This window comes from Longispora albida DSM 44784 (assembly GCF_000379825.1).
Classification (GTDB): Bacteria; Actinomycetota; Actinomycetes; order Mycobacteriales; family Micromonosporaceae; genus Longispora; species Longispora albida.
In genome coordinates this window covers 166494-190758 of record NZ_KB903836.1, presented here as the reverse complement: position 1 = coordinate 190758, position 24265 = coordinate 166494, and the positions used below count along the sequence as shown (strand labels likewise).

The following is a 24265-nucleotide window of genomic DNA, read 5'->3' as shown; positions in this document are numbered from 1 at the left end:
GCTACGGCGCACCATATAGATAACTGTCCTAACAGTAAAGGGCGGTTAGGGTCTCAGGATGGCTCAGACCCATTTCCTGGTACCGGAGGCCGGCGCCGCCCTGCGCAAGACGTTCCGCGAGTGGGATCGCGGCGAGCACACACGGGAGTGGGCGATGCTGAACCGCGCGCACGAGCACGCTCCGGGCCTTGTCCCCGAGCCGCTGGGCTGTGACCTGGACGCCGATCCGCCGTGGGTGCTGATGGGGCGCCTGCCCGGCGCTCCCCTGCCCGCTGTCCCGTCCCCGGCCCAGGTCACCGCGCTGGGTGACGCCCTGGAGGAGCTGTGGAGCGTACCGGCCGCCGATCTGATTCCGAGGCGGTCGTCTCCGGGCGTGTGGCCGGGAACCACCCACGCTGGCCTGTCGGCGGCACCACGCCCGGAGGGTGTGGCCGGCGAGGCGTACGACGCGGCGCTGGTGTTCCTGTCCAAGGTGGAGTTCCCGGCCGCGCCGGCCGTGCTGGGGCACTGTGATCCGAATCCGGCGAACTACCTGCACGACGGCGGCCGGGTACGGATCGTGGACTTCGAGGACGCCGGGATGTCCGACGCGGACTACGAGCTGGGCACCATGCTGGAGCACATCGCCATGCGCGACGCCAGCCTCAGCCCCCTCGTGGCCCGCCTCGCCCGCGACGAGCGGCGGCTGCGCGACGCACGACTGACCGCCGCGTCGTTCTGGCTGCTCCTGCTGCTGCCGGGCGGCCGGGCCGCGCGCCGCAACCCGCCCGGCACCCTCACGTCACAGGCCACGCGGCTGCTGTCACTCCTGTGAGGCGGGGCTGAGGCTGTTGTCGCGGGCGATGAGCATGATGACGGCGTCGTCAGCGAGAGGCTTGCCGGAACGGCCGGTGTGACGGAGCAGGTCGGCGTGCAGCCGGCCGGCACTGGCTTCGAGGTCGGAGTCGACGAGGGCCGCGGCGCGCTGCGCGAGGGGGTAGAAGCCACCGGGGCCGCGGGCTTCGATGACGCCGTCGGTGTAGAGGAGCAGGATGTCGGAGGCTCCGAAGGGGACGGTCCATTCGCGGGCGCGGGTGGTGACGAGGTGGCTGAGGCCCAGGGGCGGGGCGGCCACGGGCGGTTCGGCGCTGTGCACGGTGCCTTCCTCGTCGTTGATGACGAGGGCCGGGACGTGGCCGCGGTGCAGGAGGGTCAGGCCGGCCGGGCCGATCTGGACGAACAGCGCGGTGATGAAGTCGTCGGGGCCGAGGTGACGGTAGACGGTGGCTTCGGCTTTGCTGGCGATGGCCGCAAGGTCCGGTTCGTCGTAGGCGGTGGCACGGAAGGCACCGAGGACGAGCGAGGCGGCGTAGACCGCGCCGAGGCCTGAGCCTTTGACGTCGCCGATGAGGACACGCGTGCCGTACTGGGTGCTGATCACCTCGTAGAGGTCACCGCCGATGGAAGCCTCGTCGGCGGCGGCGATGTAGCGCAGGCCGACGCGGACCTCACCGCCCGTCTCCGGGGCGGAGCGGAGGATCGCCTGCTGGGCAGTGAGGGCGACGGACGTGACGGCTTCGAGTTTGCGCTCGCTGCGCTGCCGGCGCCAGGCGAGGTACACGGACACGGCGATGACGGCGAGGTAGCCGAGGGTGCGGTTGTAGAAGACCGCGGGGCGGGCCAGCTCGGTGACCGCGTCGTCGTAGAGGGCCAGCCCCTGGCGGGTGACGAGGACGAGGACCCCGATGATGGCGACGCTGACAGGCCCGGCCGTCGCCGCGGCCAGCGCCGGGCAGGCCAGCAGGATGGGCGCGAGGAACGTGTTCTCGTTACGGCCGAGCACCAGGTCCAGGCCGGTGATGACCAGCAGGAACGCGAGAGGTACCGCCACCTCCCGCAGCCGCTGGCGCACGTGCCCCACGCGTCACCTCCCCCGCCCCGTTCCCTCGATCTTGCAGGAGGGGCGGGGGCTCCCGGGTGGTTTAGCCAGATTCCGCCGGCACCGGGGGCATACCGCCGCGACGGCGGGGGCCACACGCAGCCGGTACGAAGAAAAAGCCCTGGAAAGCGGGGCACCGCCCGGCGCTGGGACACGGCGCCGGGCGGTGCGGGAAACGGCGGATGTCAGGCGACGCGCAGGTCGTCGATCACCCAGAACCAGTTGTTGCTCGCGTTGTAGTACCGGAAGTGGACCTTGACACTGGTCGCACCCGCCGGCACGCTCACGGTGACCGTCTCGTCCTTCGCGACCGCGTCGGCGCTGTACCGCTTGACGAGCTGCGGCGCCCCGCCGTTGAACGACACCGACACGTCACCAGTCTGGCTGCCCTCCTGCATGTAGTGGGTGACGTACCGCAGCGTGGCCTGCGAGCCGCCCGTGACCGCGAACGCCGGGGAGATCAGCGTCGAGTCATACGACGCGCCGCCCGCCTTGTCGGCGAACTCGTCAGAATCCGCAACAGCGAACACGCCCCGGGCCCGCACGTTCAGCTCCCGGTACTGGCTGGCCTGCGTGCGCGTCCAGAACTCGTCCGTCGTGAACGACCAGCCCCGCCACTCCGTGACCCCGCCCGAAGGCATGTTCTGCGTGATGCTCCAGCCCGGCGGCGTGGTGTGCGTGAAACCCTTGACGCCGCTCGGGATACCCGTCTCGTCCACCCGGGACTGCAGGCTCCCGTACAGGCCGTCGAACGGGTCAGCGGACCGCACGTGCGCCGGCTTCCCGTCGATCGGCGCGGACAGGCCCAGATGCGCCAGCGCCGTCGCCGCCACATCCACCAGCTTCACGTCGACCGGCCGCAGCCCCCCGCCCGCGCTCGTGAGCACGAACGTCCGGCGCTCGTCGATCCCGCAGCCACCATGCCCGCCACCCGGGTTGACATGCCCGTGATCGGTCGTGACGACGACCTTCCAGTCCTCCGTCGCGTACGACGGCCGGGCCGTGATCGTGTCCAGCAGCTGGCCCAGCTGCGCGTCCTGCTTCTCGATCGCCGCGAGGTAAGCACTGCCCGTACCAGAAGCGTGCGCCACCACATCAGTGTTGCCCAGGTACACGAACCCGGCGTCAGGGTTCGTGTCCCGCAGGATACGCACCGCGTCAGCCGTCACCTTCGCGTCACTGCCCACATACCCGTCACGGTCACCGTCGTACGTGATCCGCGTGTCGATCGCCGTCCCGAACGTGCCCTGCGTGTGCAGCACCGCCCAGTCCAGCACCGAGAACGTGCCGAAAGCACTGCTCGCCCGCTCGATCCGGGTCAGGAAATCCGGGTACGTGCCGTACTGCTTCCCGCTGAAACTGTTGTCCTTCACGCCATGCTTGTCCGGCCACACACCCGTCGCGATCGTCGACCAGCCAGGACCAGACGACGAAGCGGCCATCGGGCCGCAGTACAGCATGCTCTCGCCCAGCGTGCCGGAAGCGGCCAGGGCGTCCAGGCGCGGCGCGTTCGCCTGGACCACCTTCGCCCAGTTGAGGCCGTCCATGCCGACGACCAGGACCTTGGGGGTCTTCGCGGTCACGGCTGCCGGGGCGGCGCCGGCGGGTGCCGCGGTGAGGGCCGCGGCGAGGAGGGATGCGGCCACGAGGCCGCGGGTCAGTGCTTTCACGGTGGTCTCCTTGTCGGGGGGACGTGCCGTCAAGCTCAGGGGACGCGCGTGAACACCACCCGGCATCACCGGGACATCGGCGTAAACGTCTAGTCCAATGTAGCGTTCTGGTGAAGCCTGTCGGAAAAAGTTGTCACCGCAGGAACGGCTGAGGCCCGCACCGTCGCCAGTGCGGGCCCCAGGGAAATACCTGATATCAGCGCTTGTGCGGCTTCAGCGCCCAGAAAATCGTCATCTCACCGGTCTGCGTCCCGTCCTCGGTCCGCAGCACCACGTGCACGCCGAACTCCGGCTTCCCGCCCGCCAGCAGCTCCGCCTCGACCTCCGCGGCGTCACGCCCCAGCGTCGCCTCCGCCAGCACCGGCCCCATCGCCAGCTTCTGGTACCGGATCTCCGCCCGCGCGGCCAGCGGCGTCGCCCGGTCCAGCAGATGCGCGAAACTGCCGATCACGATGGCACCGGACGCCGACTCGGCGAGCGTGAACATGGCCCCGGCGTGCGGCCCGGCCACATGGTTGTGATGAGCGGCGTCGTCGGGCAGCCGCAGGAGCGCCCGGCCCGGCTCGAGCTCCAGGTACTCCAGCCCGAGGGTCCGCACGAACGGCACGGCGTCGCGCAGGCTGGCGGCGATGGCGTCGGAAGTCAGCATGCCGACGATGTTACCCGGCGGTAATAGCGGAGGCCAGCCACTGCACCGCCGCCGGATTCACCACCACCAGCGTCGGCACATGACCACCCGCCGGAGCCACCCACCACGTCAGCTCACCACCCCGCCAATCCCGGCTCAGCTTCTCGCTGAACCCGAACGGCAGCAGCTCATCAGCCGGCGAGTGGTACAACAGCACCGGAGCATCCGGCGTCACCCCGCCCAGCCGCTGCTCAGCCAGCCGCACCCGCCACTCCGGCAACGCCAGCACATCCACCGTCGTGAACTCAGCCAGCCGCCGGAACGCATACCTCACCGAGAACTCCGCCACACACGACCCCCGCACATCCGCCACAGCCGACACCCCAGCCGCGTTCAGATACCCAGGCAGCCCCAGCTCCGGATACGCCGCATCCAGCCCAGCCCCCGCGGCCAGGATCAGCCCCGAACCCAGACCCCCGTCATTCGCCCGCGCCGCACCCTCCAGATCCGCCGGCGGAGCCCCCACAACACTGCCCCGCAGATCGATATCCGGCGCGTACGAGGCATGCAGCTGCGCAGCCCACCCCGCAGCCTGCCCGCCCTGCGAATACCCCGTGACCCCCGCCGGACCCCGGCTCCCCGTCAGCCGCTGCGCCGCCCGCACCACATCCAGCAGCGCGTGCCCCGCCGACCGGCCAGCCGTGTACGTGTGGTCCCCCGCCGTACCCAGCCCCTCGTAGTCCGTCACAGCCACAGCCCACCCCCGCGCCGTGTACTGCCCGATGATCGCCGCCTCCCCCTCCGTACCCGAAGCCAGCCGCCGCGACGGCGCACACTGGTCACCCAGCCCATGCGTCCCCACCGCGTAACCGATCACCGGCCGAGGCCCCGGATACGGCAACCTCGGGACCAGGACCGTGCCACTGACCGTGTTCGCGGCACCGGTGGCCGAGGTCGACCGGTACGTGATCCGCCACGCCCGCGCCAGCTCGAACCCCGGCGCCCAGAACTCCTCCGCGCTCAGCAGAGCCCCAGGCCCCGCCGCCGTCGTCACTGCTCCTGCGGCTGGCGTGGCGGCGCCCGCCGGTACCAGCAGCGCGGCGGCCAGCGCCGCCGCGAGGATGCGTCGTGCAGTCATGAGCCCTCCTGAAAGGATGCAGTCTGGACTGTCTGCTTAGGAGTAGCACAGCCACCACCCGCCCGGCGCTTTTCTGGCACACCCGCCGGGCACCTCCAGTACCGTCACCCCCATGGCGGACAACAACGACGAGGCAGTCAAAAGCACCAGCGACTGGATGTCAGCCATCCGCGCCGCGGAAACCACCCACCACGACGCCTACCTCCACGACCCCTACGCCGCCCAGCTCGCCACCCCCGAACACGACGCCATCATGGCCGAACACCACGCCGCCGGCTCCCCCATCGCCGTCGTCATCGTCCGCGGCAGATTCGGCGACGAGATCCTCCACACCGCCATCCCCGCAGGCATCCGCCAGATCGTCTCCCTCGGCGCCGGCACCGACACCCGCCCCTGGCGCCTCCACCTGCCCCCAGACCTCGACTACTACGAAGCCGACTTCCCCGGCCAGCTCACCGCCAAGCACACCACCCTCGGCGAACCCCCATGCCGCTACCACACCATCGAAACCGACCTGCGCCACCACACCTGGCCAGACCAGCTCACCACCGCCGGCTACAACCCAGCACAACCCGCCGTCTGGATCGCCGAAGGACTCTTCTACTACCTCACCGCCACCGAAGCAGACCAGCTCCTGGCCACCATCAGCCCCCTCGCGGCCCCCGGATCACACCTGCTCACCGACATCCCCGACACCAGCTACCCAGCCCAGCCCCACAACCAGACCTTCATCGCGTACCTGCGAGACAGAGGCTCACCCTTCACCGGCCACACCGCAGACCCCGCAGCCTGGCTCGCACCCCACGGCTGGCACACCGAGGCCTACCTCCCCGAGCACCTCCACACCTGCCCCTGGCTCCCCCAGCCACCACCCAGGCTCCGCGACGCCTACAACGCCATCTGGCTCATCCACGCCACCCGGTAACAACTGCCTACCCCCGCGCGGCCGGCAACCGCCGCACCGCGACCCCCAGCAGCTGACCCTCCAGGAAGTAACCACACTTCCGCGAATCGAAACTCACAGCCGCGTTGTCCCCCAGCAACACCAGCGCCCCCGCCGGAACCCGCTCCTCCGGCACATCCCGCAACGCCGCCACAGCCTCACGCGGCACCACATCACCCGGCACAGCCACAGCCCGCTTGATCAGCCACCCAGCACCCGGCAACCCCTCCGGCGGACGCGCCACCACCACCTGCCCAGCCCGCACAGCCCCCACCCGCACCCGCCGCACCAGCACCCGGTCACCAGCAGCGAACGTCGGCTCCATACTCAGCCCCTCCACAGTCACCGCCACGAACCGCAACCGCAGAAACACCACCACCCCAGCCAGCACCACCAGCCCAGCCGCCACCCACACCCACATCACGACGCCTGATACCCCGCGGCCTGCAACCGGAACAACCGCGCGTACGGACCATCCCCCGCCGACAGCACAGCATGCCCGCCCTGCTCCACCACCCGGCCACCCTCCAGCGTCACAATCAGATCCGCGTCCCGCACAGCCCCCAGCCGATGCGAGATCAGCAAGCTCGTACGCCCAGCCCGATGCCGCTTCAGCTGCACATGCACCTCATGCTCCGCCTCAGCGTCCAGCCCGGCACTCGGCTCGTCCAGGATCATCAGATCCCGCCCCTCCCGCAGGAACGCCCGCGCCAGAGCCAGCCGCTGCCACTGCCCGCCCGACAACACCACACCCGTCTGCGGATCCTCCTTGTCAGCCTCACTCACGAAGATCCGCGACAGCAACGTCTCGTACCCAGAAGGCAGCGCAGCCAGCCGCTCGTGAATCCCAGCCCACCGCGCAGCCTGCTCCAGCCGGGCCCGATCGTCCACAGCCGACAGATCACCCACCGCGATGTTCTCCCCGGCCGTCAGGTCGTACTCCATGTAGTCCTGGAACACCGCCCCGATCCGCTGCCGCAGCTCAGCCACCGGCACATCCCGCAGATCCACACCGTCCCACAGAATCGCCCCCCGCACCGGGTCATAGAACCGGCACAGCAACTTCACCAGCGTGCTCTTCCCAGCCCCGTTCAACCCCACCAGCGCCACCGCCGCCCCGTGCGGGATCACCAGATCCACACCCCGCAGAATCCACGGCTGATCCTCCGCGTACCGGAACCACACATCCCGCAGCTCGATCCCCCGCCGCAGCACCGGCAACTCCGCAGGCACCTCCGGCTCTGCCAGATCCGGCCCAGCGTCCACCACCGCCGCGTAATGCGAGAACACCAGCAGACTCTGGTGACCATGCGTCACATCCGTCACCAGCGACTGCACAGCACCCTGCACAGATGCCACCGCCGCCACGAACATCGAGATGTCACCAATACTCAGCGAACCGGCCCGCGCCCCCGCCACAGCCCACACCATCCCGGCACCAGCGACCACAGCCCCCAGCACACCCAGCCCAGCCTGAACCAGCATCTCCCGCCGATCCTGAGCCCGCCGCGCCACCAGAGCCGTCCGCCGCTCCGCCAGCATCCGCCCCCGCAACCACGACCCGATCCCGAACAACCGGATCTCCTTCGCAGCGTCCACCGTCCCCAGCAGCTGCGAATAGAAGAACTCCCGCCGCTCCACCGGCCCGATCGTCCACATCATCCGCGCCCGCCGCCGCGACAACGCCAGCTCCGCCACGAACATCGGCACCCCGGCCAGCAGCACCACCACCGTGATCACCGGGCTCAGCACGAACAGCGAACCCAGCAAACCGCCCAGCGTCAGCACACTGCGCACCACCCCCAGCCCCGAATCCACCAGCCCACCCGGAGCCTGAGCACCCTGCTGAGCAAGCCGCAGCCGGTCCAGGAACGCCGGATCCTCAAACCGCGCCAGGCCAGCGAACCCCTCCACCGCCCGGAACAACCCGTCACTCGCCGCCAGCCCAGCCGACCTGTCCAGCTCCGACCGCACGTACTGCACCACCTGCGGCACCACAGCAGCCGCAGCCCCCGTCGCCGCCACCCCGCCAGCCAGCCACAGCACCCCGCGCAGCCCAGCCCCGCCCGTCAGCGCGTCGAACAACAACTTCGTCAGCCACGCCGCGGCCACCGGCACCCCGGCCATCACCACCGTCAGCAGCACATACCAGCCGACCGTCCCCCGGTCAGCCCGCCACACCAGCCCCGAAGCCAGCCGCCCAGCCCGCACCAGCTCACGGCGCGACGGATCCCCAGCCCCCATGTCACCACTCATGCCCGCGCCGCCACCGAATCCACATCGTGCCCGGCCACCTCGACCCGGCCACCCGACACCACCAGGAACGTCGGCCACGCCGACACCCCGAACGCCTTCCCCGCCGCACCACCAGGAGCCTCGACCACCACCCGGGCCACCGGCTCCAGCGCCGCCACACTCCCCGGAGCGTCCTCGTCACCAGCCGCCACGACCACAGCCACCACCGGCCCCGCGTACCCCTTCGCCAGCTCCACGAAGGACGGCAGCATCTCCTTGCACGGCGCGCACGACGGCGAGAAGAACCCCACCAGCGTCCGCTCCCCCAGATCCGCTGTCACCAGCCCGCCGGACGAGAACTCCCCGATCACCTGACCCGGCTGCGGCGTACGGTCATCAGCCACAGACCCCCGCCTCGACAGCAGCTCCGTGTGCTCACGCAACCGCCGGATCACCCCCAGCGTCAGCAGCAGGTTCAGCACACACAACCCGCCAACCAGGACAACCGCAGCAGTCAGGTACGCCATCGTCACTCGCCCTTCCCCGAAGACCTCGCGGACACCCGCGCAGAAGCCGGACCCGGCACCAGCACCTCAGCCAGGTCATCCCAGCGGACAACAAGCACAGCGGCCACCGCACCCGCGGCGACCGCCACCATCACCCCAGGCGCGGCAAGAACCCCGCCAGCCGGCACGGCGACGCCCGCGCCAGCGACCACCAGCAGCACGGCGTTCCGCCACACGTGACGGCCCCGCACCGGAGCTGCACCACCGCCGAAACACCGGCACGACGCGGACACACCCCGCCGCAGCACACCAGCCAGCCCGGCAGTGAACGCCGCGAGCAGCACGAAAGCCAGCACGAACCCGGCCAGCGGCGCCAGGAGCATCAACACGGCCGCCACGACCTCAGCCGCGATCACCACGACGGCCACCGGCCCCCGCACACCCTTCAGCGGCGGAGCCAGCTGAGCGACGGCAGCCCGGAACTCACGGAACGCGGAAACCCCGCGCAGCTTGCTGGCGGCGGAAACACAGAACACGACCGCGACAACCACGCGCAGGCCCACAGAGACGTACTCCACCGGGGCAGACACCTCCCAGGTCCAATGGCGAAGCTCGATGTATTCGAGCACGCCGGACCGGGGTCCGCAAGATTCCTCAGTGGACCGTCGGCAACAAACTGATCAAGAGACCCAGGCGGGAGTCAGGAGATCCGCCCCGGACGCCCCTCGTACGGAGTGGACAGCACCACCGTCGTCCGCGTCGTCACGTTCGCCAGGGTCCGGATCTCCTGGAGCAGCCGCTCCAGGTCGGCCGGGCTGGAAACCCGCACCTTCAGCAGGTAGAAGTCCTCCCCGGCCACGGAATAGCACGACTCGACCTCCGGCAGGTGCGACAGCCGGTCAGGCGCGTCGTCAGGCTGCGCGGCGTCGAACGGCCGGATCGCCACGAACGCCGTCAGCGGCAGCCCCATCGCCTCGTAGTCGATCCGCGCCGAGTACCCGAGCAGCACACCCCGCTGCTCCAGGCGCCGCACCCGCTGGTGCACGGCAGACACCGACAGCCCAACCCTGTCCGCCAGCTCCGTGTAGGACAGCCTGCCGTCAGCGCGCAGGGCGGCGACGATCGCCCGGTCGGTGTCTTCCATGCTTGCTGACGTTACCGAGGTTTGCGGGGCACGTCACTGTGGCTTGTGCATCCTAGGAAACTAGCCAGAGACCTCATACGGGATACTTCCTGGCGTGAAGCACTTCCCGGGGGACATCCTGCACAGCGACCGCAAGCCCCTGACCGGCAGTTCCGGCCGCGCGACCGCCGGAGTCTGGCAGGTCAGCGGGCTGGCCAGAGTGGACGGGCACGAGCAGCCCTTCACCGTCATCGAAAAGCACCTCTCCCCCGCCACCGGCAGCGAGGACCCCCGGCACTTCGCCTACTGGCGCCGCGAAGCCCTCGCCGCCACCAGCGGCATCCTGCCCCAGCACGGCCTGCGTGCACCTCACTGCCACGGCGTGGAAGAAACCCCCGACACCCTCATCGTGTACTGGGAAGCCATCACCCCGCCCTCCCCCGCCACCCCGCACGCCGCAGCCACCGCCCTCGGTACGTGGCAGGGCAGCCCGTCCCCCGACCGCCCGGCCTGGCTCGCCGGGCACCAGCTCGCCCAGCGGATCGACGCGACCGGCGCCAAGGGCGGGCTCGACTTCTCCGTCCTCCCAGTGGACGGCCCGGTACGCCGCCGCCTCGCCGGAGCGTGGGCCGACCGGTACCGGCTGCTCGGCATCCTCGACGAGCTCCCCTTCGTCCCCAGCCACGGCGACTACCACCTCGGCAACCTGTTCACCGGCCCGGACGGCGAGGTCGTCGCGATCGACTGGGGCTGCATGGGCCTGAGCCCGTACGGCGCCGACCTCGCGCACCTGGCCCTGTCGGCCCCATCGCCCGGCGGGCTCCTCGACGCGTACCTCGCCGGGCTGTCGGCGGCCGGCTGGACCGGCCAGGCGGAGGACGTCCGGCTCGGGTACGAGATCACGGCCCAGCTCACCGGCGTGTCCAGAGTGCACTGGATGCTCAGCCAGGACATGCAGCCGCCCGCCGGCTACGTGGACTGGCTGCTGTCCCTCGGCGTGTAGAGCCTGGCGGCGGTCCGCAGATGGTGGACGATCCTCAGCCGCTGCCGGGCAGTATGCCATCGCGAGTCACCACCCGGGGCTCCTGTCCAGGGCATGCGCACGACTGCCTGGCTCACGCTGTGCACCTCAGCCAGGGCTTCCTGATCGGCTGGGCTGAGGCTTCCGGTTACCAGGCATTCGCGGGCCAGCCGCACGAGCCCGGGGTCCCGGTGTCCCGCCCGCCGCGTGTCCCGTAGCCAGAACCAGAGCGCGTGCATCGCGCCGTCGCGCGGGTCGAGGTGCCAGATCTGCTGGTCCGGGTAGTCGCCGGGTGCGGGCCTGCGCCGGCCGGCTGCCTTCTCGGTGCCCCGCCGGGCCCCGTAGGCCGCCCGTTCCTGTACTGCGATCCCCCGGCTCGCGGTCAGCAGCTCCACCGCGCGCAGCAGAGCCGCTTCGTCCTTCTCGTACGGGCCGGAGATCCGCGTCAGGTAGCTCAGCGTCGCGCGGTGCCCGAGCGGCCGGTAGACCTGCACTGCCGAGCAGAGGCTGGCGACCCGGGCCAGGTGCGGGCGGCCGGGGTCGCGGGCTCTGCGGACGAAGTTGGAGAAGCTCACGTTCGCCAAGCGTAGGGGGCGTCACAACCCGTTAAAGCGTCCTAGGAGACTAGTGCAATGGCGCGGGCCGGGCCGCCACTGCCGTCCTGATCTCGGCCGTGAACGCGGCGACAGCCGGATGGTCTGCCGCGCCCTTCCGGTACGCGATCCGCGTCCGTCTCCTGGTCGGCAGCGGGAGCAGCCGGGCACCGGCCGGCGGGTGCTCGATGGCCAGCTCGGGGACGATGGCGACGCCCAGCCCCGCGGCGACCAGAGCCACCACGGTCGCGAAGTCGTCGGCGTGGTGGCGGGCGCGCGGGGCGTACCCGGCCCGCCTTCCCAGCTCCACCGCGACCGTGTGGCACAGCGTGCCGGGGCTGCCGAGAATCCAGGGCCGGTCCCGGGATGCCCGGACGGGGTCCTCGCCGGGCGGCGGGCCGTCCGCTGCGGGCACAGCCAGGTACACGGTCTCGTCGAGCAGGGGTGTCGTGTCGAGCGCCGGGTCGGGCCGCACGGGGACGGCGTCGTAGTCGTGGAGCAGCCCGACGTCGAGCCGGCGTTCGCGGAGGGCGGCCGGGACGAGGGCCGGGTCGAGTTCGTCGACGCGCAGCTCCAGCCCGGGATGGCGGCGGCCGAGCGCGGCGAGTGTGGCGGGAAGCAGGGCGCGGACGGCCGTCGGGTACGCGCCGATCCTCAGCGGCCCGCTCAGCCCCCTGGCCACGGCCGCGACCGCCGACCCGGCTTCCTCCAGCGCGGCGAGGACGGCCTCGGCGTGCTCGGCCAGCACGCGCCCGGCCGGGGTCAGGGTGACCCGGCGCCCGGTCCGTTCGAGCAGCGGCGTGCCGGCTTCGCGTTCGAGGGTCGCGAGCTGCTGCGACACGGCCGACGGCGTGTACCGGTGCATCCCGGCGACGGCGGCGATGGTCCCGAGGCGGGCCAGGTCGCGGAGCAGGTGGAGGCGGCGGACGTCGAGCATAAGCTCAGCTTACGGTCAGGTACAGAAAAGTGAACTGGACCTTCACCATCATCAGGCCGCAGGCTGGGATCATGACACTGACCGGGCTCTTCGTCCCCCTGATCACGCCCTTCGACACCGACGGCTCCCTGGCCGCCGACGCCCTGGCGAAGCTCGCCGGCGACGCGCTCACCGCCGGAGCGGCCGGCCTTGTCGCGCTCGGCACGACCGGCGAGCCAGGTTCGCTGAGCCCCGCCGAACAGGAAACGGTGATCACCGTGGCCGCCGCGGCCTGCCACGCGCACGGCGCGAAGCTCATCATCGGCGCGAACACGCCGGAGGCCTTCCGCGCGATCGATCCAGAGTGGACGGACGCGGCGCTCACGCTCGTGCCGCCGTTCCTCCGCCCCGGCGAGGACGGCGTCGTCGCCCACTTCACCGCGCTCGCCGCCGCCAGCCCCGTGCCGCTCGTCGTCTATCACATCCCGTACCGCACGGGGCAGGCTCTCAGCGCTGGCGCGCTCCGCCGGATCGCCGCCATCCCGGGCGTGGCCGCCGTCAAGTACGCGGTGGGCGGGATCGACGCCGACACGGTGGACCTGCTCGCCGACCCGCCGGCCGGGTTCTCCGTGCTGGCTGGGGACGACGTGTTCCTCTCCCCCATGCTCGCGCTCGGCGCGCACGGCGGCGTCCTCGCCTCGGCGCACATCGAGACGGCCCACTTCGCCGCGCAGATCGCCGAGCCGGACCGGGAACGTGGCGCCCGGCTCGCGAGGCTGTCAGCGGCGCTGTTCGCCGCGCCCAACCCGACCGTCATCAAGGGAGTACTCCACGCCCAGGGCCGCATCCCGGCCCCGGACGTACGCCTCCCCCTCGTACCGGCCCCGCAGGCAGCTGTCGACGCCGCGCTGGCCCTACTTGGCCAGTGAACGCGAGATGACCAGGCGCTGGATCTGGTTCGTGCCCTCGACGATCTGGAGCAGCTTGGCCTCACGCATGTACCGCTCGACCGGGTGGTCGTGCACGTAGCCGTAGCCGCCGAGCACCTGCACGGCGTCCGTCGTGACCTTCATGGCCATGTCCGTCGCGAACAGCTTGGCCTTCGCGGCCTCCACGCTGAACGGGCGGCCGTTGTCCCGCAGCCGCGCGGTCGCCAGGACCATCGCCCGGGCCGCCGACACCTGGGTCGCCATGTCGGCGAGCATGAACCCGAGGCCCTGGAAGTCGATGATCCGCGTGTTGAACTGCTCACGGCCCTTCGCGTACTCCACGGCGTAGTCCAGCGCCGCCTGCGCCAGGCCGACGGCGCAGGCCGCGATACCGAGCCGGCCGGCGTCCAGGGCGCTCATCGCGATCGTGAAGCCGATGCCCTCCCCGCCGACGAGCCGGTCGGCGGGGACCCGGGCGTCGTCGAGGGCGACCTGCGCGACGGGCGAGCCGGTCAGGCCCATCGTCCGCTCACGCTTCTGCGGGTTGAGCCCCGGCGTCGACGCGTCGGCGAACAGGCAGGAGATGCCCTTCGGGCCGGGGCCGCCCGTACGGCAGAACACGTTGTAGAAGTCGGCCTCACCGGCGTGCGTGATCCACGCCTTCGTGCCGTTGACGACGTACTCGTCACCGTCGAGGACGGCCTTCGTCGTCAGGTTCGCGGCGTCGGAGCCACCGGCCGGCTCGGACAGGCAGTACGCGCCGAGCAGCTCACCGCCGACCGCGTCGGGGAGGAAACGCGCCTTGAGCTCCTCCGAGCCGTACATGGCGACCGGGTAGCAGGCGAGCGTGTGGACGCTGACCGCCTCGGCGACCGTCAGCCAGCGGGAGGCGAGGATCTCGAGCACCTGGAGATACACCTCGTACGGCTGGGCGGCGCCGCCGTACTTCTCCTCGTACGGCAGGCCGAGCAGCCCGGCCCGGCCGAGCGTGCGCAGCACCTCACGCGGGAACTCGCCCCGCTCCTCGAAGGCGGCGGCCCGCGGCGCCAGCTCGGCGTCGGCCAGCTCCGTGGTCAGCTCCAGCAGCGCTGCGGCTTCTTCGGTGGGCAGGATGCGCTCGACGGTCACGTTGTCTCCCGGGCTCTGGCGGTGTCGCGCTCAGCTTAACGAACGTTTGGGCTCCTGTACCCGGAGGCCGCCCGATCGGCATCAACCACCGCCTATCCGGCGCGCACGCCCGCAAGGACATCCCCAACCCGCGCCCGCAGACCCCAGCCACCGATCACAGCGCTCACGTCCGCAAGGACATCCCCAGCCAGCACCCGCAGCCCGCCTAGCCGATTCCCGCGCGCGGGGTCGTCACCTCTTCACGTGCGGCTGAAGCGGAGGACCTGGGAGCCGCCGGGTGGGGCGGCGAAGCCGTGCCGGGCATAGAAGGGGACCAGGTCCGGGCGGCAGACCAGCTCGAAGTTGCGCACCTCTGGCATCAGATTCAGGAGTTCGCGGATCAGGTGGTCGCCGAGCCCGGCTCCGCGCCGGCTGGGGGCGACGATCACGTCCAGGACCACCGCGAGGATGACGCCGTCGGTGATGGCCCGGCAGAACGCGACCAGCTCGCCCTGGTCGAGCAGCGCCAGTATCCGGTCCGAGCCCGCCAGCAGTGCCCGGACCTGCTCCACTGGGCGCTTGCTGCTCCACCATTCGCCGGCGTAGAGGGCCATCAGCTGCGGGAGCAGTTCCTCGTCGACGGATTCGCGCACTTCGAGATCAGTCATCGGCCGAGCATCCCAGGCCTGCGGCCAGCTCGCTGCCCCGTGGCCGTCAGCCCGGGGTCAGAGCCGGATCAGGGCCGGCTGCCAGACTTGGTACCAGCAACGGGAAACAGCGGGAAACATGGAGAGGTCCCCGTAGTGGCCGATCGGGATCCGGGATCCGTCCCGGAGGGGTCGCAAGACCTCCGCAGGTTCGAATCCTGCCCTCTCCGCCAGCAAGGCACCGCCGCCCGTCACCAGACCGGCCGGAGATTGTTCCGGCCGGAGGCGAAGGTGTCCAGGTAGGACTGGAGGTCGGCGCGCAGCGCCGTGAGCCGTTCGCCGCCGATGACTCCGCCCCACTCCGCGGCGATCTCCCCCCACACGCGGTCGGCGTAGGCCAGGTAGTCCCAGCCCTGCTGGGTCAGGCGGAGCACCTGCGCGCGGCCGTCGGTCGGGTGTGCCGCCCGCGCGAGGTAACCCCAGCCTTCCAGCTCGGCGACTATCTTCGCCGCCGCCTGCTTGGTCACACCCAGGTGCGTCCCCAGGTCCACAGTGGTCACCAGGTCCTGCCCCGCCACAAACCTGAAGGTGTACCCGTGGGCGGGCCGCAGCGGCGGGCAGTCCTCCGCTTCGAGCCGGTCGTGGAACCGGTCGACCATCGCCCGCGTCACCCGGTGCAGGAGCATCGGGATCTCGCGCAGGTTCTCCGTTCCGGGCGCGCTTTCCCCTTGACGGATTTGGTCAACCCGGTTTACCTTCATATCGTCAACCACGTTGACCATCCTAGAGGAGTTCACTTGACCGTCGCCACCCTGGCCGCAGCAACCGAGTTCAACACCCCCGAGGGCTTCGTGATCCGCACCCTCGCCGCACCGTCCCGTGGCTCCCGCGAGCTGGCCATGTGGGAGCTGACCCTGCCCGGCGGAGGCGCCAGCCTCGAGCACTCCGTCACCCGGGAGGAGCTGTTCCTGGTCCGCAGCGGGCGGCTCACCATCACCATCGCCGGCGTCGACCACGCCGCCGGTCCCGGTGACGTCATCATGGTGCCGCCGGCCACCAAGTTCCAGATCCGCAACGGCAGCGACACCGAGGAGGTGACCGGCCTTGTGGTCACCTCGGCCGGCATCATCGGCATGCTGGGCGACAGGACCATCTCCCCGCCGTGGGCGCAGTAGCCAGCTATTCACGTTGCCGGGTCATCTAGGCTCGACTCCGTGCTCCCCAAAGTGACTGCCATCCGGTACGTGACGCCGCTCCGCGAGGGCGGCTCACTACCCGGCCTGCTGGAAGCCGACGACCTCGGCACCTATGTCGTGAAGTTCCGCGGGGCCGGTCAGGGCCCCAAGGCCCTCGCCGCCGAGATCATCGGCGGCGAGCTGGCCCGGCGGCTGGGACTGCGCGTCCCGGACCTGGTCCTCGCGGAGCTCGACCCGGCCATCGCGCCCGGCGAGCCCGACCCCGAGATCCAGCACCTGCTCAAGGCCAGCCCCGGCGACAACCTGGGCATGGACTTCCTGCCCGGCGCCCTCGGCTTCGACCCGGCCGGATTCAGCCCCGACCCGGCCCTGGCGGCCAGGGTCCTGTGGTTCGACGCGCTGATCGAGAACGTCGACCGCAGCTGGCGCAACCCCAACATGCTGGTCTGGCACAAGGAGCTGTGGCTGATCGACCACGGCGCCTCGCTGTACTTCCACCACAACTGGCCCCGCGCCGCCAGCTACGTCGGCCGGTCCTACAAGTGGGACGACCACGTGCTCGCGCCCTTCGCCCGGGACATGGCCGGCACGCACGCGGCCCTGGCCCCGCAGGTCACCCCGGACCTGCTGCGCGAGGTGACGGCGCTGATCCCCGACGAGTGGCTGGCGGACGAGCCCGGTTTCGGCTCACCGGACGAGGTCCGGGCCGCCTACGTCAGTCACCTCGGCGCCCGCCTGGCCGCCGCTGACTCCTGGCTGCCGGAGGGCCGCTCGTGAAGTCCTTCTCCTACGCCCTGGTCAAGCTCGTGCCCCGGATCGAGCGGGACGAGTGCGTCAACGTCGGCGTGATCCTGTACTGCCAGGCCCTCGATTTCCTCGACGTCGGCCTGCACGTCGACGAGGCCCGGCTGCTCGCGCTCGACCCGGCGGTCGACATCGACGGGGTACGCGGGGCGCTGGACGCGTACCGGTCCGGCTGCACGAGCGGCCCGTCCGCCGAGCTGGACCTCGGGAAACGTTTCGGCTGGCTGACCGCGCCCCGCAGCACGATCCTGCGGACCGGCCCCGTCCACACCGGACTGACAGCCGACCCGGCGGCCGACCTGGCCCGCCTCGTCACCCGCCTCGTCGAGATCTGACCAGCCACGGTGAAGCCGCCGGGCCGAGGATGGCGACCCGGCGGCTGGCTCCCCGCAGTACAAGAATCAGATTTTGATCTTCTGCTCTTGATCTGACACGAGGTGGCCCGCTGAGAGCGAGGATGCGAAGGCGGAGGGGTTCCCGCATACCGGTGTTGTATGCGGGGTTCCCGACAACGCGCGCATCGTCGCTCTCAGCGGGTCGGCACTACCCCGCGTGTTCGGCCTGGAACATCCAGGCCTGCTTCTCCAGCTCGGCCGTGATGCCGATGAAGATGTCCTGCGTTACCGGGTCAGCGTCCGCCGTGGCGTCGATCCGCTGCCGCATGCGCTGGACGACGGCCGTGTAGCTGGCGACGAAGGCGCCGACGACCTCGGTGTCGGGCAGCCAGCCGAGGGCGATCTCGGGGACGCCGCTGGTCTTGGCGACGGTGGACGCGCGGCCGTCGGGGTTGATGCCGATCGCAGCGGCGCGCTCCGCGACCTGGTCGGAGAACAGCCGTGCCGAGTCGACGACCTCGTCGAGCTGGAGGTGGACCGAGCGGAAGCTGCGGCCGACGACGTTCCAGTGTGCCTGCTTGGCGACCAGCGACAGGTCAACCAGGTCGGCCAGCGCGCCCTGGAGTGCCTCACCGGCGATCTTCCGGGCGTCCTCGCTGAGTGCCGTGCTGATCCTGACGTTTGCCATAGTGTGTTCCCCCTGCGCGGATGGTGTCCGGTTTTCTTGATCAACTTTAGCTCGGCTCCCGGCCGTGCCGCCCCTGTCGATCGTGCAGGAAACATCCGGGCCAAGCCCGCTAATCCGGGCAATTAGCCGCGCGTTTCTGTTCGGAGCCCGCCTGATTCTGCTCAGAGTCCGGGAACGCTGATCCGCTTTCCGCACCGTGACCCGGCCGGCGGCTACGCTCGGCCGCATGAGGATCGGGCTGCTCGGCACCGGGCACTGGGCACAGAAGACACAGGGGCCGGCGCTCGCCGCCCACCCGGAGGCCGAGCTGGCCGGCGTGTGGGGCCGCGACCCGGCGAAGGCCGAGGCGCTGGCCGGGCAGCTGGGCACGGCCGCGTACTCCGACGTGGACAAGCTGATCGCCGGCTGCGACGCGCTGTCCTTCTCCCTCCCGCCCGCCGTGCAGGGCGAGCTGGCGCTGCGTGCGGCGCGGGCCGGCAAGCACCTGATCCTCGACAAGCCGGTCGCGCTCGACCCGGCCGTGGCTGACGCGATCGCCGCCGAGGCGGCTGATCGCGGGCTGGCCACCGTCGTGTTCTTCACCAACCGCTTCCAGCCGGCCACCGCCGCGTTCCTCAGCGAGGCTGCCGCCCGTCCGGGCTGGACACTGGCCAGGATCCAGATGCTCTATCCGGTACTCACGCCGGGCAGCCCCTACGCCGATTCGGTCTGGCGGCAGGAGCACGGCGGGCTCTGGGATCTCGGGCCGCACGCGCTGAGCCTGGCCCTGCCCGTACTCGGGCCGGTCGAGGAGATCAAGGCCATGACCGGGGCGCACCGGACCAGCCATCTCCTGCTCCGGCACGCCGGCGGCGCGGTCAGCTCGCTCGCGCTCAGCATCGACGCGCCGCACCCGGTGAAGGAGGTCGCCTTCTACGGCGAGTCCGGCAAGCTCGCGCTCCCAGACGGCCGGACGGAAGGCTCCGGCACGGCGTTCGGGGTCGCGATCAGTGATCTGATCGCCAACGTGCGGGGTGGCCGGACGGCTCACCCGTGTGACGTGGCCTTCGGAGCCGAGGTCGTCAGAATCCTGTCGGCCGCAGCCGCAACAGCTCAGTGAAGCGGTGAACCTGGCAGCGTGAGCAGCCCGGGGAAGCCGCGCCGGGCCAGCGTCTCCAGCTCGTCGAGGGTACGGATGGCCTCGGCTGCCGCGTCCGGGTCCGTATCGGCGAGCCCCGACTCGGCGAACTCGTCCTCGTCCAGCCGGAGGACCAGCGAGCCGTCGCCCGACAGCCACAGGTCCAGGTCGAGGTCCGCTGTGGAGACCTCGGCGGCGGTGACCTGTGCGGGGCGGGCCACGTCGCAGTACCAGCCCTTCAGCGTGCCGCTGGCCGACCGGACCTCCTTGATGGAGTACCACCGGTCGCGCCAGTAGTACTCCGTGAACACGTCGCCGGTCTCGAACCGGAACGCGCCGAAGTCCGACACCGGCGGCCCCGCCCAGTCAGCCCGCACGACCACGCGCACACCGTCGTCGCCGAGCACAGTGGCCGGATAGGTGACGTCCGGCCGGGGGGCCTTGAGAAGGCGGACGGTGACAGTACTGCCTGGTGCTAGCACGCTCATGCCTTCCAGTCTCCCTGGTCACGCCGCAGCCGCTTCGTCTCCGACCGCGCCTTGCGTTCCTTCATCCGGGCTTCGAGCCTGCCCCTCGACACCTTCGTCGGACGGCGCGGGGCCGCTGGCGGCGCGAAGGCGTCGGCGAGCAGCGCGACCAGCCGGGCCTCGGCGGCTTTCCGGTTGGCGAGCTGGGCGCGGTGCTCGGAGGACACGATGACGAGCGAGCCGTCGACGAGGCGGCCAGCGAGCCGCTCGGCGGCCCTGGCCTTCAGATGCCCGGGGACGGACGGCGAGCCCTCCAGGTCGAAGCGCAGCTCCGCCTTCGAGTCCGCCGTGTTCACGCCCTGCCCGCCGGGCCCGCCCGAGCGGCTGAACCGCCAGTGCAGCTCGGCACGCGGGATGGCGACCCGGGCGGTCACCTGTAGTCGATCTTCCACGGCCCCATCATGGCGTACGCGGCGGGTGCGCTGTCCACTCCACATGAAACTGCGGATCAGGCCGGGCCGCGCCGCGACCGCACGAGGGCGACGCCGGCCAGGACGAGCACCACGGCCCCGCCGAGCACCGCCCACACCCACAGCGAGGAGCTTTCCTTCGTGACCTCGCCAGCCTGGGGAGCGGTGGCGATCACGACCGGGGCCGGCGAAGGTACCTGGCTGGGCGAGGGAGACGCGGTGGCAGGTACCGCGGCCGGCAGGTTGCCAGCCGTCGCCGTGAACTTCAGCGTCTCCTTGGTGACATCGCCGTCATGGCCGGTGATCTGGTACACGATCGAGTACGCCCCGGCCGGGCCAGCCTTCAGCCTGACCGTCACCACGGCCCCAGCGACCTGCGGAGCCTCCGACACCGAAGCGCCATCCGGCCCGGTCACCGTCACCGTGGTACTCGGCGCGTCGACCTGCTCGGTGAACGTCAGCGTGACGGCCTCCGGCGGAGCCGCCACTGTCGATCCGTTCGCCGGGTTGCTGGACTTGAGCGTGTTGTGCGCGGCGGCCGGCGAGGCCAGCACGGCCACCAGGGCCAGCGCGAGAACCGGTACGGCGAGAAGTTTCCTGATCACGCAGTAATAGTCGCGCCCCGGCCCCGCCCAGTTCCCGTGAGGCCCGTGATGGCTCAGCTCTTGGCGCGGACCTCGCTGACCAGGTCGGCGATCGAGTTGACCACCCGCGAGGGCCGGTACGGGAAACGGTCGATCTCGTCGGGCTGGGTCACGCCGGTGAGGACCAGGAACGTCCGCAGGCCTGCCTCGATCCCGCACAGCACGTCGGTGTCCATCCGGTCACCGATCATCGCCGTGACCTCCGAGTGCGCCTCTATCTTGTTCAGAGCCTCGCGCATCATCAGCGGGTTGGGCTTGCCGACGAAGTACGGCTCGACGCCCGTCGCCTTCGTGATCAGGGCCGCGACGGAGCCGCAGGCCGGCAGCGCGCCCTCCGGGGCCGGGCCGGTCACGTCCGGGTTGGTCGCGATGAACCGCGAGCCGTCGTTGATCAGGCGGATCGCCCGGGTGATCGCCTCGAACGAGTAGTTGCGCGTCTCGCCGAGGACCACGTAGTCGGGGCTGGTCTCCGTCAGCACGTACCCGGCCTCGTGCAGGGCCGTCGTCAGGCCGGCCTCGCCGATCACGTACGCGGAACCCTCCGGCCGCTGGGCGTCGAGGAACTGCGCCGTGGCCAGCGCCGAGGTCCAGATCGACTCCTCCGGCAGGTCGATGCCGGTGGCCAGCAGCTTGGCCCGCAGGTCACGCGGGGTGTAGATGCTGTTGTTGGTGAGCACCAGGAAGGGGCGGCCGGAGTCGCGCAGCGCGCTGATGAACTCGTCGGCTCCGGGGATCATGCTGCCCTCGCGGACCAGCACCCCGTCCATGTCGGTCAGCCAGCAGCCGATCTGCTTCCGTTCAGTCATGAAGATCATCGTACGGGCAGCAGCACGCGTCCGCTGCGCCTTGACTGCGCGTTTCTGCTCACTGTACCGATGGATCTTGCACGATTGCCCGGCGATCTATCCCTTGTACCCGGAAAGATGGCGACTCAGCGCGGCAGGATGTCGACCCCGCGATGCCCGGCATGGATGACGATCGCCCGGTACAGGTCGGCGAACACCTGGCTGTGGCAGCGCTCCGGCACGCCCTCGATCAGCTCCGGCGAATGGCGGCGCGCGTCGGTGAGCACCATCAGCTCCAGCACGCTGGCGACCGTGCCGCCACGGCAGCAGCCTCGCAGGCACGCATACACCCTGGTGCGCGTGCCGCCACGGGTCAGCCCGTCCATCAGGTCCCCGCACCCGCCACAGTAGACAATCCCGCGCAGCGTCCACTCATCCAGCGCAGTGGTCGTCAGCAACATCCCAGCCCCCCATAACCCGCTCCCTCACATGTGCTCTTCTGTTTTTGATCTGACGCGAAGTGGCCCGCTGAGGGCGCCGAGGCACTGAGCTTGCTAGCGCACCTCCGGTGCGGCGCGGAGGGGTTCCGGCATACCGGTGTTGTATGCCGGGTTCCCGACAACGCGCGCATCGTCGCCCTCAGCGGGTCCAAACGGCCCAGGGTTGGGGGGAACTCTGGGCCGCCTTCATCCGGCGCGCCGATCCGCGCGCGTGCTGCCCGGCCCGGGGCGGAGGCGGGCAGCGGGGACGGAGCCTGGGTGAGGCCGGCAGGGGCGGCCGGCCTCTGATCTTGATCGACCTTGATCACAGCTGATCCTCCAGGCTGCATGTCCCCGTGGATGCTTTCGCGATTTGGAACTGTTCCCGAGCATGCACCCGCGCAAACCAAGGTCACAAGTAGCAGCGCCGCACTCACGTGGAGCGATCATGAAAGTTGGCACAATGTCCAGTGGAATGCCAGGGAACGCTGCGTGTCCGTCCAGCCAGGCCAGTCACAGTCTCAGTCACATCGATGTGATCGGGCCGCTGGCCTGTGGGTACAAATTCTGGGCGGGGAAAGGAAAAAGACCGGCGCACCGTCGCGCGCCGGTCTTGTGTGGAGGATCGAGCCGCCTGGGACTGTCAGCCCAGCCCGTCCCCGCCGGGTCCGATCAGGAGCCACGCACCCCCTCCACGAAGGCGGCCCAGTCGGCTGCCGAGAACTCCAGGACCGCACCCTGCCGGTCCTTGGTGTCCCGGACCGCGACCTCGCCGCCGGGGGCGAAGGCCACCTCGACACAGTCGGGCGTGGCACTGCCACTGTGGGTTGACTTACGCCAGTTGCCGTACTTCTCGATCACGACCGCGTGCCCTTTTCTCCTCGGGCGGCCCCGCTAGGCCGGCCTCTACCAGCCAGCCTTCGCCAGCTTGGCGATGTGGGCCGCGCTCTCCGCCGGGGGCAGTGCCCCCTCGGCGAGCCGATCAAACAGCTGGGCGTACGGGGCCACCTCATCAGCATCCCCCGACACCACGTCCGCCGTCAGGTTATCGGCTAAAAGGACAACAGGGTCATTGGGGTCCGAAAAGGAGAAAAGATTGTAGGGGCCGCGTGGCAGGTACACGCTCACCACATCGATCTCGATCGGCAGGACCCGCAGCGTGACCTGCTCGTGCTCGCACAGCGCGACCAGGTGCTCGAGCTGGGCGCGCATGATGGCCGGGGGCACCGCGAGCCGGCGCAGGGCCTGCTCCTCCAGGATCACGTCGAGCATCGGGCCGCCGGGCCGGAACACCTCCTCCTGCCTGCGCAGCCTGCCACTGGCGGTCGCCACCGCGTCGAACGCCCCGGCGTAGGTGGCGGCGACTGTCTCATTGCGAGCATGGATGAACTCGGAGGTCTGGAGGACACCGGGCACTGTGGCCGGTTCGTACATCCGGATGTAGGTCGCGCCGGCCTCCAGGTCGGCCCAGAGTGCCTGCCTGGCTCCCATCCCGCTGTACGCTGGCTTCTCCCACCAGCCGCGCTCCGCGCCGTCCCTGGCGACCTGGACCAGGGAGAGCCACCGGCCGGAGCCGGTCTCCACGCCCAGCGCCTCCAGCACTTTCATCACGTCGCCGAGGTCGGGCTTGCGGGCGGCAGTCTCCAGTCTGGACACCTTGAGCCGGGTGCCGCCGGCGAACTTCTGCGCCAGGCCCTCCGACGTGAGCCCAGCCTGCTTGCGCAGCTCCCGCAGCTCGTTGCCCAGTCGCAGCCGACGGACGTATGGGCTGGTCACAGCTTCCGGCCTCCATTTTCCAAGATCGGAACTGTTCCGAAGTGGAACCCTGGCTGCCGCGAGCATAGCGGCAGGGTGCCAGGCCGGGGCACCCTGTGATCATTCCCCGGGATCAATTGACGATAATTCC

Annotated in this window: 30 protein-coding genes and 1 tRNA gene; 9 read left to right on the top strand and 22 right to left on the bottom strand. The window is 70.5% G+C overall.

From position 1 onward, the window contains the following. Positions 1 to 58 precede the first annotated feature (58 nt). The gene (locus A3G1_RS39115) at positions 59 to 814 is read left to right on the top strand and encodes an aminoglycoside phosphotransferase family protein (protein WP_018352569.1); all 756 of its coding nucleotides are present in this window, start codon (positions 59 to 61) and stop codon (positions 812 to 814) included. Here the strand turns inward: A3G1_RS39115 and A3G1_RS37040 are convergent. From A3G1_RS37040 to A3G1_RS0126700, 4 genes are all read right to left on the bottom strand, one after another. Then, entirely contained in the window at positions 803 to 1900 is a 1098-nt protein-coding gene (locus A3G1_RS37040; protein WP_018352568.1) for a PP2C family protein-serine/threonine phosphatase, read from the bottom strand. The two genes, A3G1_RS39115 and A3G1_RS37040, sit on opposite strands and share 12 nt — an antisense overlap. Before the next feature lie 203 nt (positions 1901 to 2103). Beyond that, on the bottom strand, positions 2104 to 3588 hold the full coding sequence (locus tag A3G1_RS0126710) for an alkaline phosphatase family protein (protein ID WP_018352567.1): 1485 nt from the start codon (positions 3586 to 3588) through the stop codon (positions 2104 to 2106). A 196-nt stretch (positions 3589 to 3784) separates the two neighbouring features. Continuing rightward, complete coding sequence (locus A3G1_RS0126705; protein WP_018352566.1) at positions 3785 to 4237, bottom strand: DUF4442 domain-containing protein; 453 nt, start codon at positions 4235 to 4237, stop codon at positions 3785 to 3787. Positions 4238 to 4247: 10 nt separating this feature from the next. Further along, a complete protein-coding gene (locus A3G1_RS0126700) occupies positions 4248 to 5354 on the bottom strand; it encodes a lipase family protein (RefSeq protein WP_026212554.1) in 1107 nt (368 codons plus the stop codon). Between the two features lie 112 nt (positions 5355 to 5466). On the opposite strand from A3G1_RS0126700, the gene A3G1_RS39110 reads away from it, so the two are divergent. Next, a complete protein-coding gene (locus A3G1_RS39110; RefSeq protein WP_018352564.1) occupies positions 5467 to 6279 on the top strand; it encodes a class I SAM-dependent methyltransferase in 813 nt (270 codons plus the stop codon). Between the two features lie 7 nt (positions 6280 to 6286). Here the strand turns inward: A3G1_RS39110 and A3G1_RS37030 are convergent, their stop codons facing one another. The 5 genes from A3G1_RS37030 to A3G1_RS0126670 form a co-directional block, all read right to left on the bottom strand. Then, the gene (locus tag A3G1_RS37030; RefSeq protein ID WP_018352563.1) at positions 6287 to 6718 is read right to left on the bottom strand and encodes a S26 family signal peptidase; all 432 of its coding nucleotides are present in this window, start codon (positions 6716 to 6718) and stop codon (positions 6287 to 6289) included. After that, positions 6718 to 8541, bottom strand: coding sequence for an ABC transporter ATP-binding protein (locus tag A3G1_RS42160; protein WP_018352562.1), 1824 nt, complete (start codon positions 8539 to 8541; stop codon positions 6718 to 6720). Before A3G1_RS42160 ends, A3G1_RS37030 begins: the two co-directional genes overlap by 1 nt. A gap of 8 nt (positions 8542 to 8549) precedes the next feature. Continuing rightward, on the bottom strand, positions 8550 to 9059 hold the full coding sequence (locus tag A3G1_RS42155; protein ID WP_026212553.1) for a TlpA family protein disulfide reductase: 510 nt from the start codon (positions 9057 to 9059) through the stop codon (positions 8550 to 8552). Between the two features lie 2 nt (positions 9060 to 9061). Next, positions 9062 to 9616, bottom strand: coding sequence for a MauE/DoxX family redox-associated membrane protein (locus tag A3G1_RS37025; RefSeq protein WP_018352560.1), 555 nt, complete (start codon positions 9614 to 9616; stop codon positions 9062 to 9064). 122 nt (positions 9617 to 9738) lie between these two features. Continuing rightward, entirely contained in the window at positions 9739 to 10182 is a 444-nt protein-coding gene (locus A3G1_RS0126670; protein WP_018352559.1) for an Lrp/AsnC family transcriptional regulator, read from the bottom strand. A 94-nt stretch (positions 10183 to 10276) separates the two neighbouring features. Here A3G1_RS0126670 and A3G1_RS0126665 point away from each other — a divergent pair, with 94 nt between their 5' ends. After that, positions 10277 to 11164, top strand: a complete 888-nt coding sequence (locus A3G1_RS0126665; RefSeq protein WP_018352558.1) for an aminoglycoside phosphotransferase family protein — start codon at positions 10277 to 10279, stop codon at positions 11162 to 11164. Here the strand turns inward: A3G1_RS0126665 and A3G1_RS39105 are convergent. Both A3G1_RS39105 and A3G1_RS0126655 read right to left on the bottom strand, forming a co-directional pair. Next, the gene (locus A3G1_RS39105; RefSeq protein ID WP_157641421.1) at positions 11131 to 11757 is read right to left on the bottom strand and encodes a hypothetical protein; all 627 of its coding nucleotides are present in this window, start codon (positions 11755 to 11757) and stop codon (positions 11131 to 11133) included. The two genes, A3G1_RS0126665 and A3G1_RS39105, sit on opposite strands and share 34 nt — an antisense overlap. Before the next feature lie 49 nt (positions 11758 to 11806). Then, complete coding sequence (locus A3G1_RS0126655; protein ID WP_018352556.1) at positions 11807 to 12712, bottom strand: LysR family transcriptional regulator; 906 nt, start codon at positions 12710 to 12712, stop codon at positions 11807 to 11809. A 71-nt stretch (positions 12713 to 12783) separates the two neighbouring features. Here A3G1_RS0126655 and A3G1_RS0126650 point away from each other — a divergent pair, with 71 nt between their 5' ends. Beyond that, positions 12784 to 13620: a dihydrodipicolinate synthase family protein gene (locus A3G1_RS0126650; protein ID WP_026212551.1), complete on the top strand. Its 837-nt coding sequence runs from the start codon at positions 12784 to 12786 to the stop codon at positions 13618 to 13620. On the opposite strand, the gene A3G1_RS0126645 is transcribed toward A3G1_RS0126650, so the two are convergent. Both A3G1_RS0126645 and A3G1_RS37015 read right to left on the bottom strand, forming a co-directional pair. Next, on the bottom strand, positions 13606 to 14748 hold the full coding sequence (locus A3G1_RS0126645) for an acyl-CoA dehydrogenase family protein (protein WP_018352554.1): 1143 nt from the start codon (positions 14746 to 14748) through the stop codon (positions 13606 to 13608). The two genes, A3G1_RS0126650 and A3G1_RS0126645, sit on opposite strands and share 15 nt — an antisense overlap. Before the next feature lie 239 nt (positions 14749 to 14987). Beyond that, complete coding sequence (locus A3G1_RS37015; RefSeq protein ID WP_018352553.1) at positions 14988 to 15395, bottom strand: GNAT family N-acetyltransferase; 408 nt, start codon at positions 15393 to 15395, stop codon at positions 14988 to 14990. Positions 15396 to 15515: 120 nt separating this feature from the next. Between A3G1_RS37015 and A3G1_RS40895 the strand changes: the two genes are divergently transcribed. Beyond that, positions 15516 to 15607, top strand: a tRNA-Arg gene (locus tag A3G1_RS40895). A gap of 18 nt (positions 15608 to 15625) precedes the next feature. Here A3G1_RS40895 and A3G1_RS0126630 read toward each other — a convergent pair. Next, the gene (locus A3G1_RS0126630) at positions 15626 to 16060 is read right to left on the bottom strand and encodes a MarR family winged helix-turn-helix transcriptional regulator (protein ID WP_018352551.1); all 435 of its coding nucleotides are present in this window, start codon (positions 16058 to 16060) and stop codon (positions 15626 to 15628) included. 111 nt (positions 16061 to 16171) lie between these two features. On the opposite strand from A3G1_RS0126630, the gene A3G1_RS0126625 reads away from it, so the two are divergent. The 3 genes from A3G1_RS0126625 to A3G1_RS0126615 are packed head-to-tail and all read left to right on the top strand — an operon-like array spanning position 16172 to position 17709. Then, positions 16172 to 16549 (top strand): cupin domain-containing protein, encoded by a 378-nt coding sequence (locus A3G1_RS0126625; protein ID WP_018352550.1) that lies wholly within the window; start codon positions 16172 to 16174, stop codon positions 16547 to 16549. Positions 16550 to 16588: 39 nt separating this feature from the next. Next, the gene (locus A3G1_RS37010) at positions 16589 to 17347 is read left to right on the top strand and encodes a HipA family kinase (protein ID WP_051110673.1); all 759 of its coding nucleotides are present in this window, start codon (positions 16589 to 16591) and stop codon (positions 17345 to 17347) included. Then, entirely contained in the window at positions 17344 to 17709 is a 366-nt protein-coding gene (locus tag A3G1_RS0126615) for a DUF3037 domain-containing protein (RefSeq protein ID WP_018352548.1), read from the top strand. The genes A3G1_RS37010 and A3G1_RS0126615 overlap by 4 nt, the downstream gene beginning before the upstream one ends. 208 nt (positions 17710 to 17917) lie before the next feature. On the opposite strand, the gene A3G1_RS0126610 is transcribed toward A3G1_RS0126615, so the two are convergent. Beyond that, complete coding sequence (locus tag A3G1_RS0126610) at positions 17918 to 18397, bottom strand: Dps family protein (protein ID WP_018352547.1); 480 nt, start codon at positions 18395 to 18397, stop codon at positions 17918 to 17920. 226 nt (positions 18398 to 18623) lie between these two features. Here A3G1_RS0126610 and A3G1_RS0126605 point away from each other — a divergent pair, with 226 nt between their 5' ends. After that, positions 18624 to 19496, top strand: coding sequence for a Gfo/Idh/MocA family protein (locus A3G1_RS0126605; RefSeq protein ID WP_026212549.1), 873 nt, complete (start codon positions 18624 to 18626; stop codon positions 19494 to 19496). Here A3G1_RS0126605 and A3G1_RS41225 read toward each other — a convergent pair. The 7 genes from A3G1_RS41225 to A3G1_RS0126570 all read right to left on the bottom strand — a co-directional run bounded on the left by A3G1_RS41225 (position 19490) and on the right by A3G1_RS0126570 (position 24135). Then, positions 19490 to 20002 carry a ribonuclease FAU-1 family protein gene (locus A3G1_RS41225; protein ID WP_018352545.1) on the bottom strand — a complete coding sequence of 171 codons (513 nt, stop codon included), beginning with the start codon at positions 20000 to 20002 and terminating at the stop codon, positions 19490 to 19492. The two genes, A3G1_RS0126605 and A3G1_RS41225, sit on opposite strands and share 7 nt — an antisense overlap. Next, positions 19999 to 20433, bottom strand: a complete 435-nt coding sequence (arfB, locus tag A3G1_RS0126595) for an alternative ribosome rescue aminoacyl-tRNA hydrolase ArfB (protein ID WP_040479833.1) — start codon at positions 20431 to 20433, stop codon at positions 19999 to 20001. The genes A3G1_RS41225 and arfB overlap by 4 nt, the downstream gene beginning before the upstream one ends. A gap of 56 nt (positions 20434 to 20489) precedes the next feature. Beyond that, positions 20490 to 21056, bottom strand: coding sequence for a copper resistance CopC family protein (locus tag A3G1_RS0126590; RefSeq protein WP_018352543.1), 567 nt, complete (start codon positions 21054 to 21056; stop codon positions 20490 to 20492). A 53-nt stretch (positions 21057 to 21109) separates the two neighbouring features. Further along, positions 21110 to 21901 carry an HAD-IIA family hydrolase gene (locus A3G1_RS0126585; RefSeq protein WP_026212548.1) on the bottom strand — a complete coding sequence of 264 codons (792 nt, stop codon included), beginning with the start codon at positions 21899 to 21901 and terminating at the stop codon, positions 21110 to 21112. A gap of 125 nt (positions 21902 to 22026) precedes the next feature. Continuing rightward, entirely contained in the window at positions 22027 to 22341 is a 315-nt protein-coding gene (locus A3G1_RS0126580; protein WP_018352541.1) for a hypothetical protein, read from the bottom strand. Positions 22342 to 23031: 690 nt separating this feature from the next. After that, a complete protein-coding gene (locus A3G1_RS0126575) occupies positions 23032 to 23220 on the bottom strand; it encodes a DUF397 domain-containing protein (RefSeq protein WP_018352540.1) in 189 nt (62 codons plus the stop codon). A 45-nt stretch (positions 23221 to 23265) separates the two neighbouring features. Continuing rightward, positions 23266 to 24135 carry a helix-turn-helix domain-containing protein gene (locus A3G1_RS0126570; RefSeq protein WP_018352539.1) on the bottom strand — a complete coding sequence of 290 codons (870 nt, stop codon included), beginning with the start codon at positions 24133 to 24135 and terminating at the stop codon, positions 23266 to 23268. Positions 24136 to 24265 lie beyond the last annotated feature (130 nt).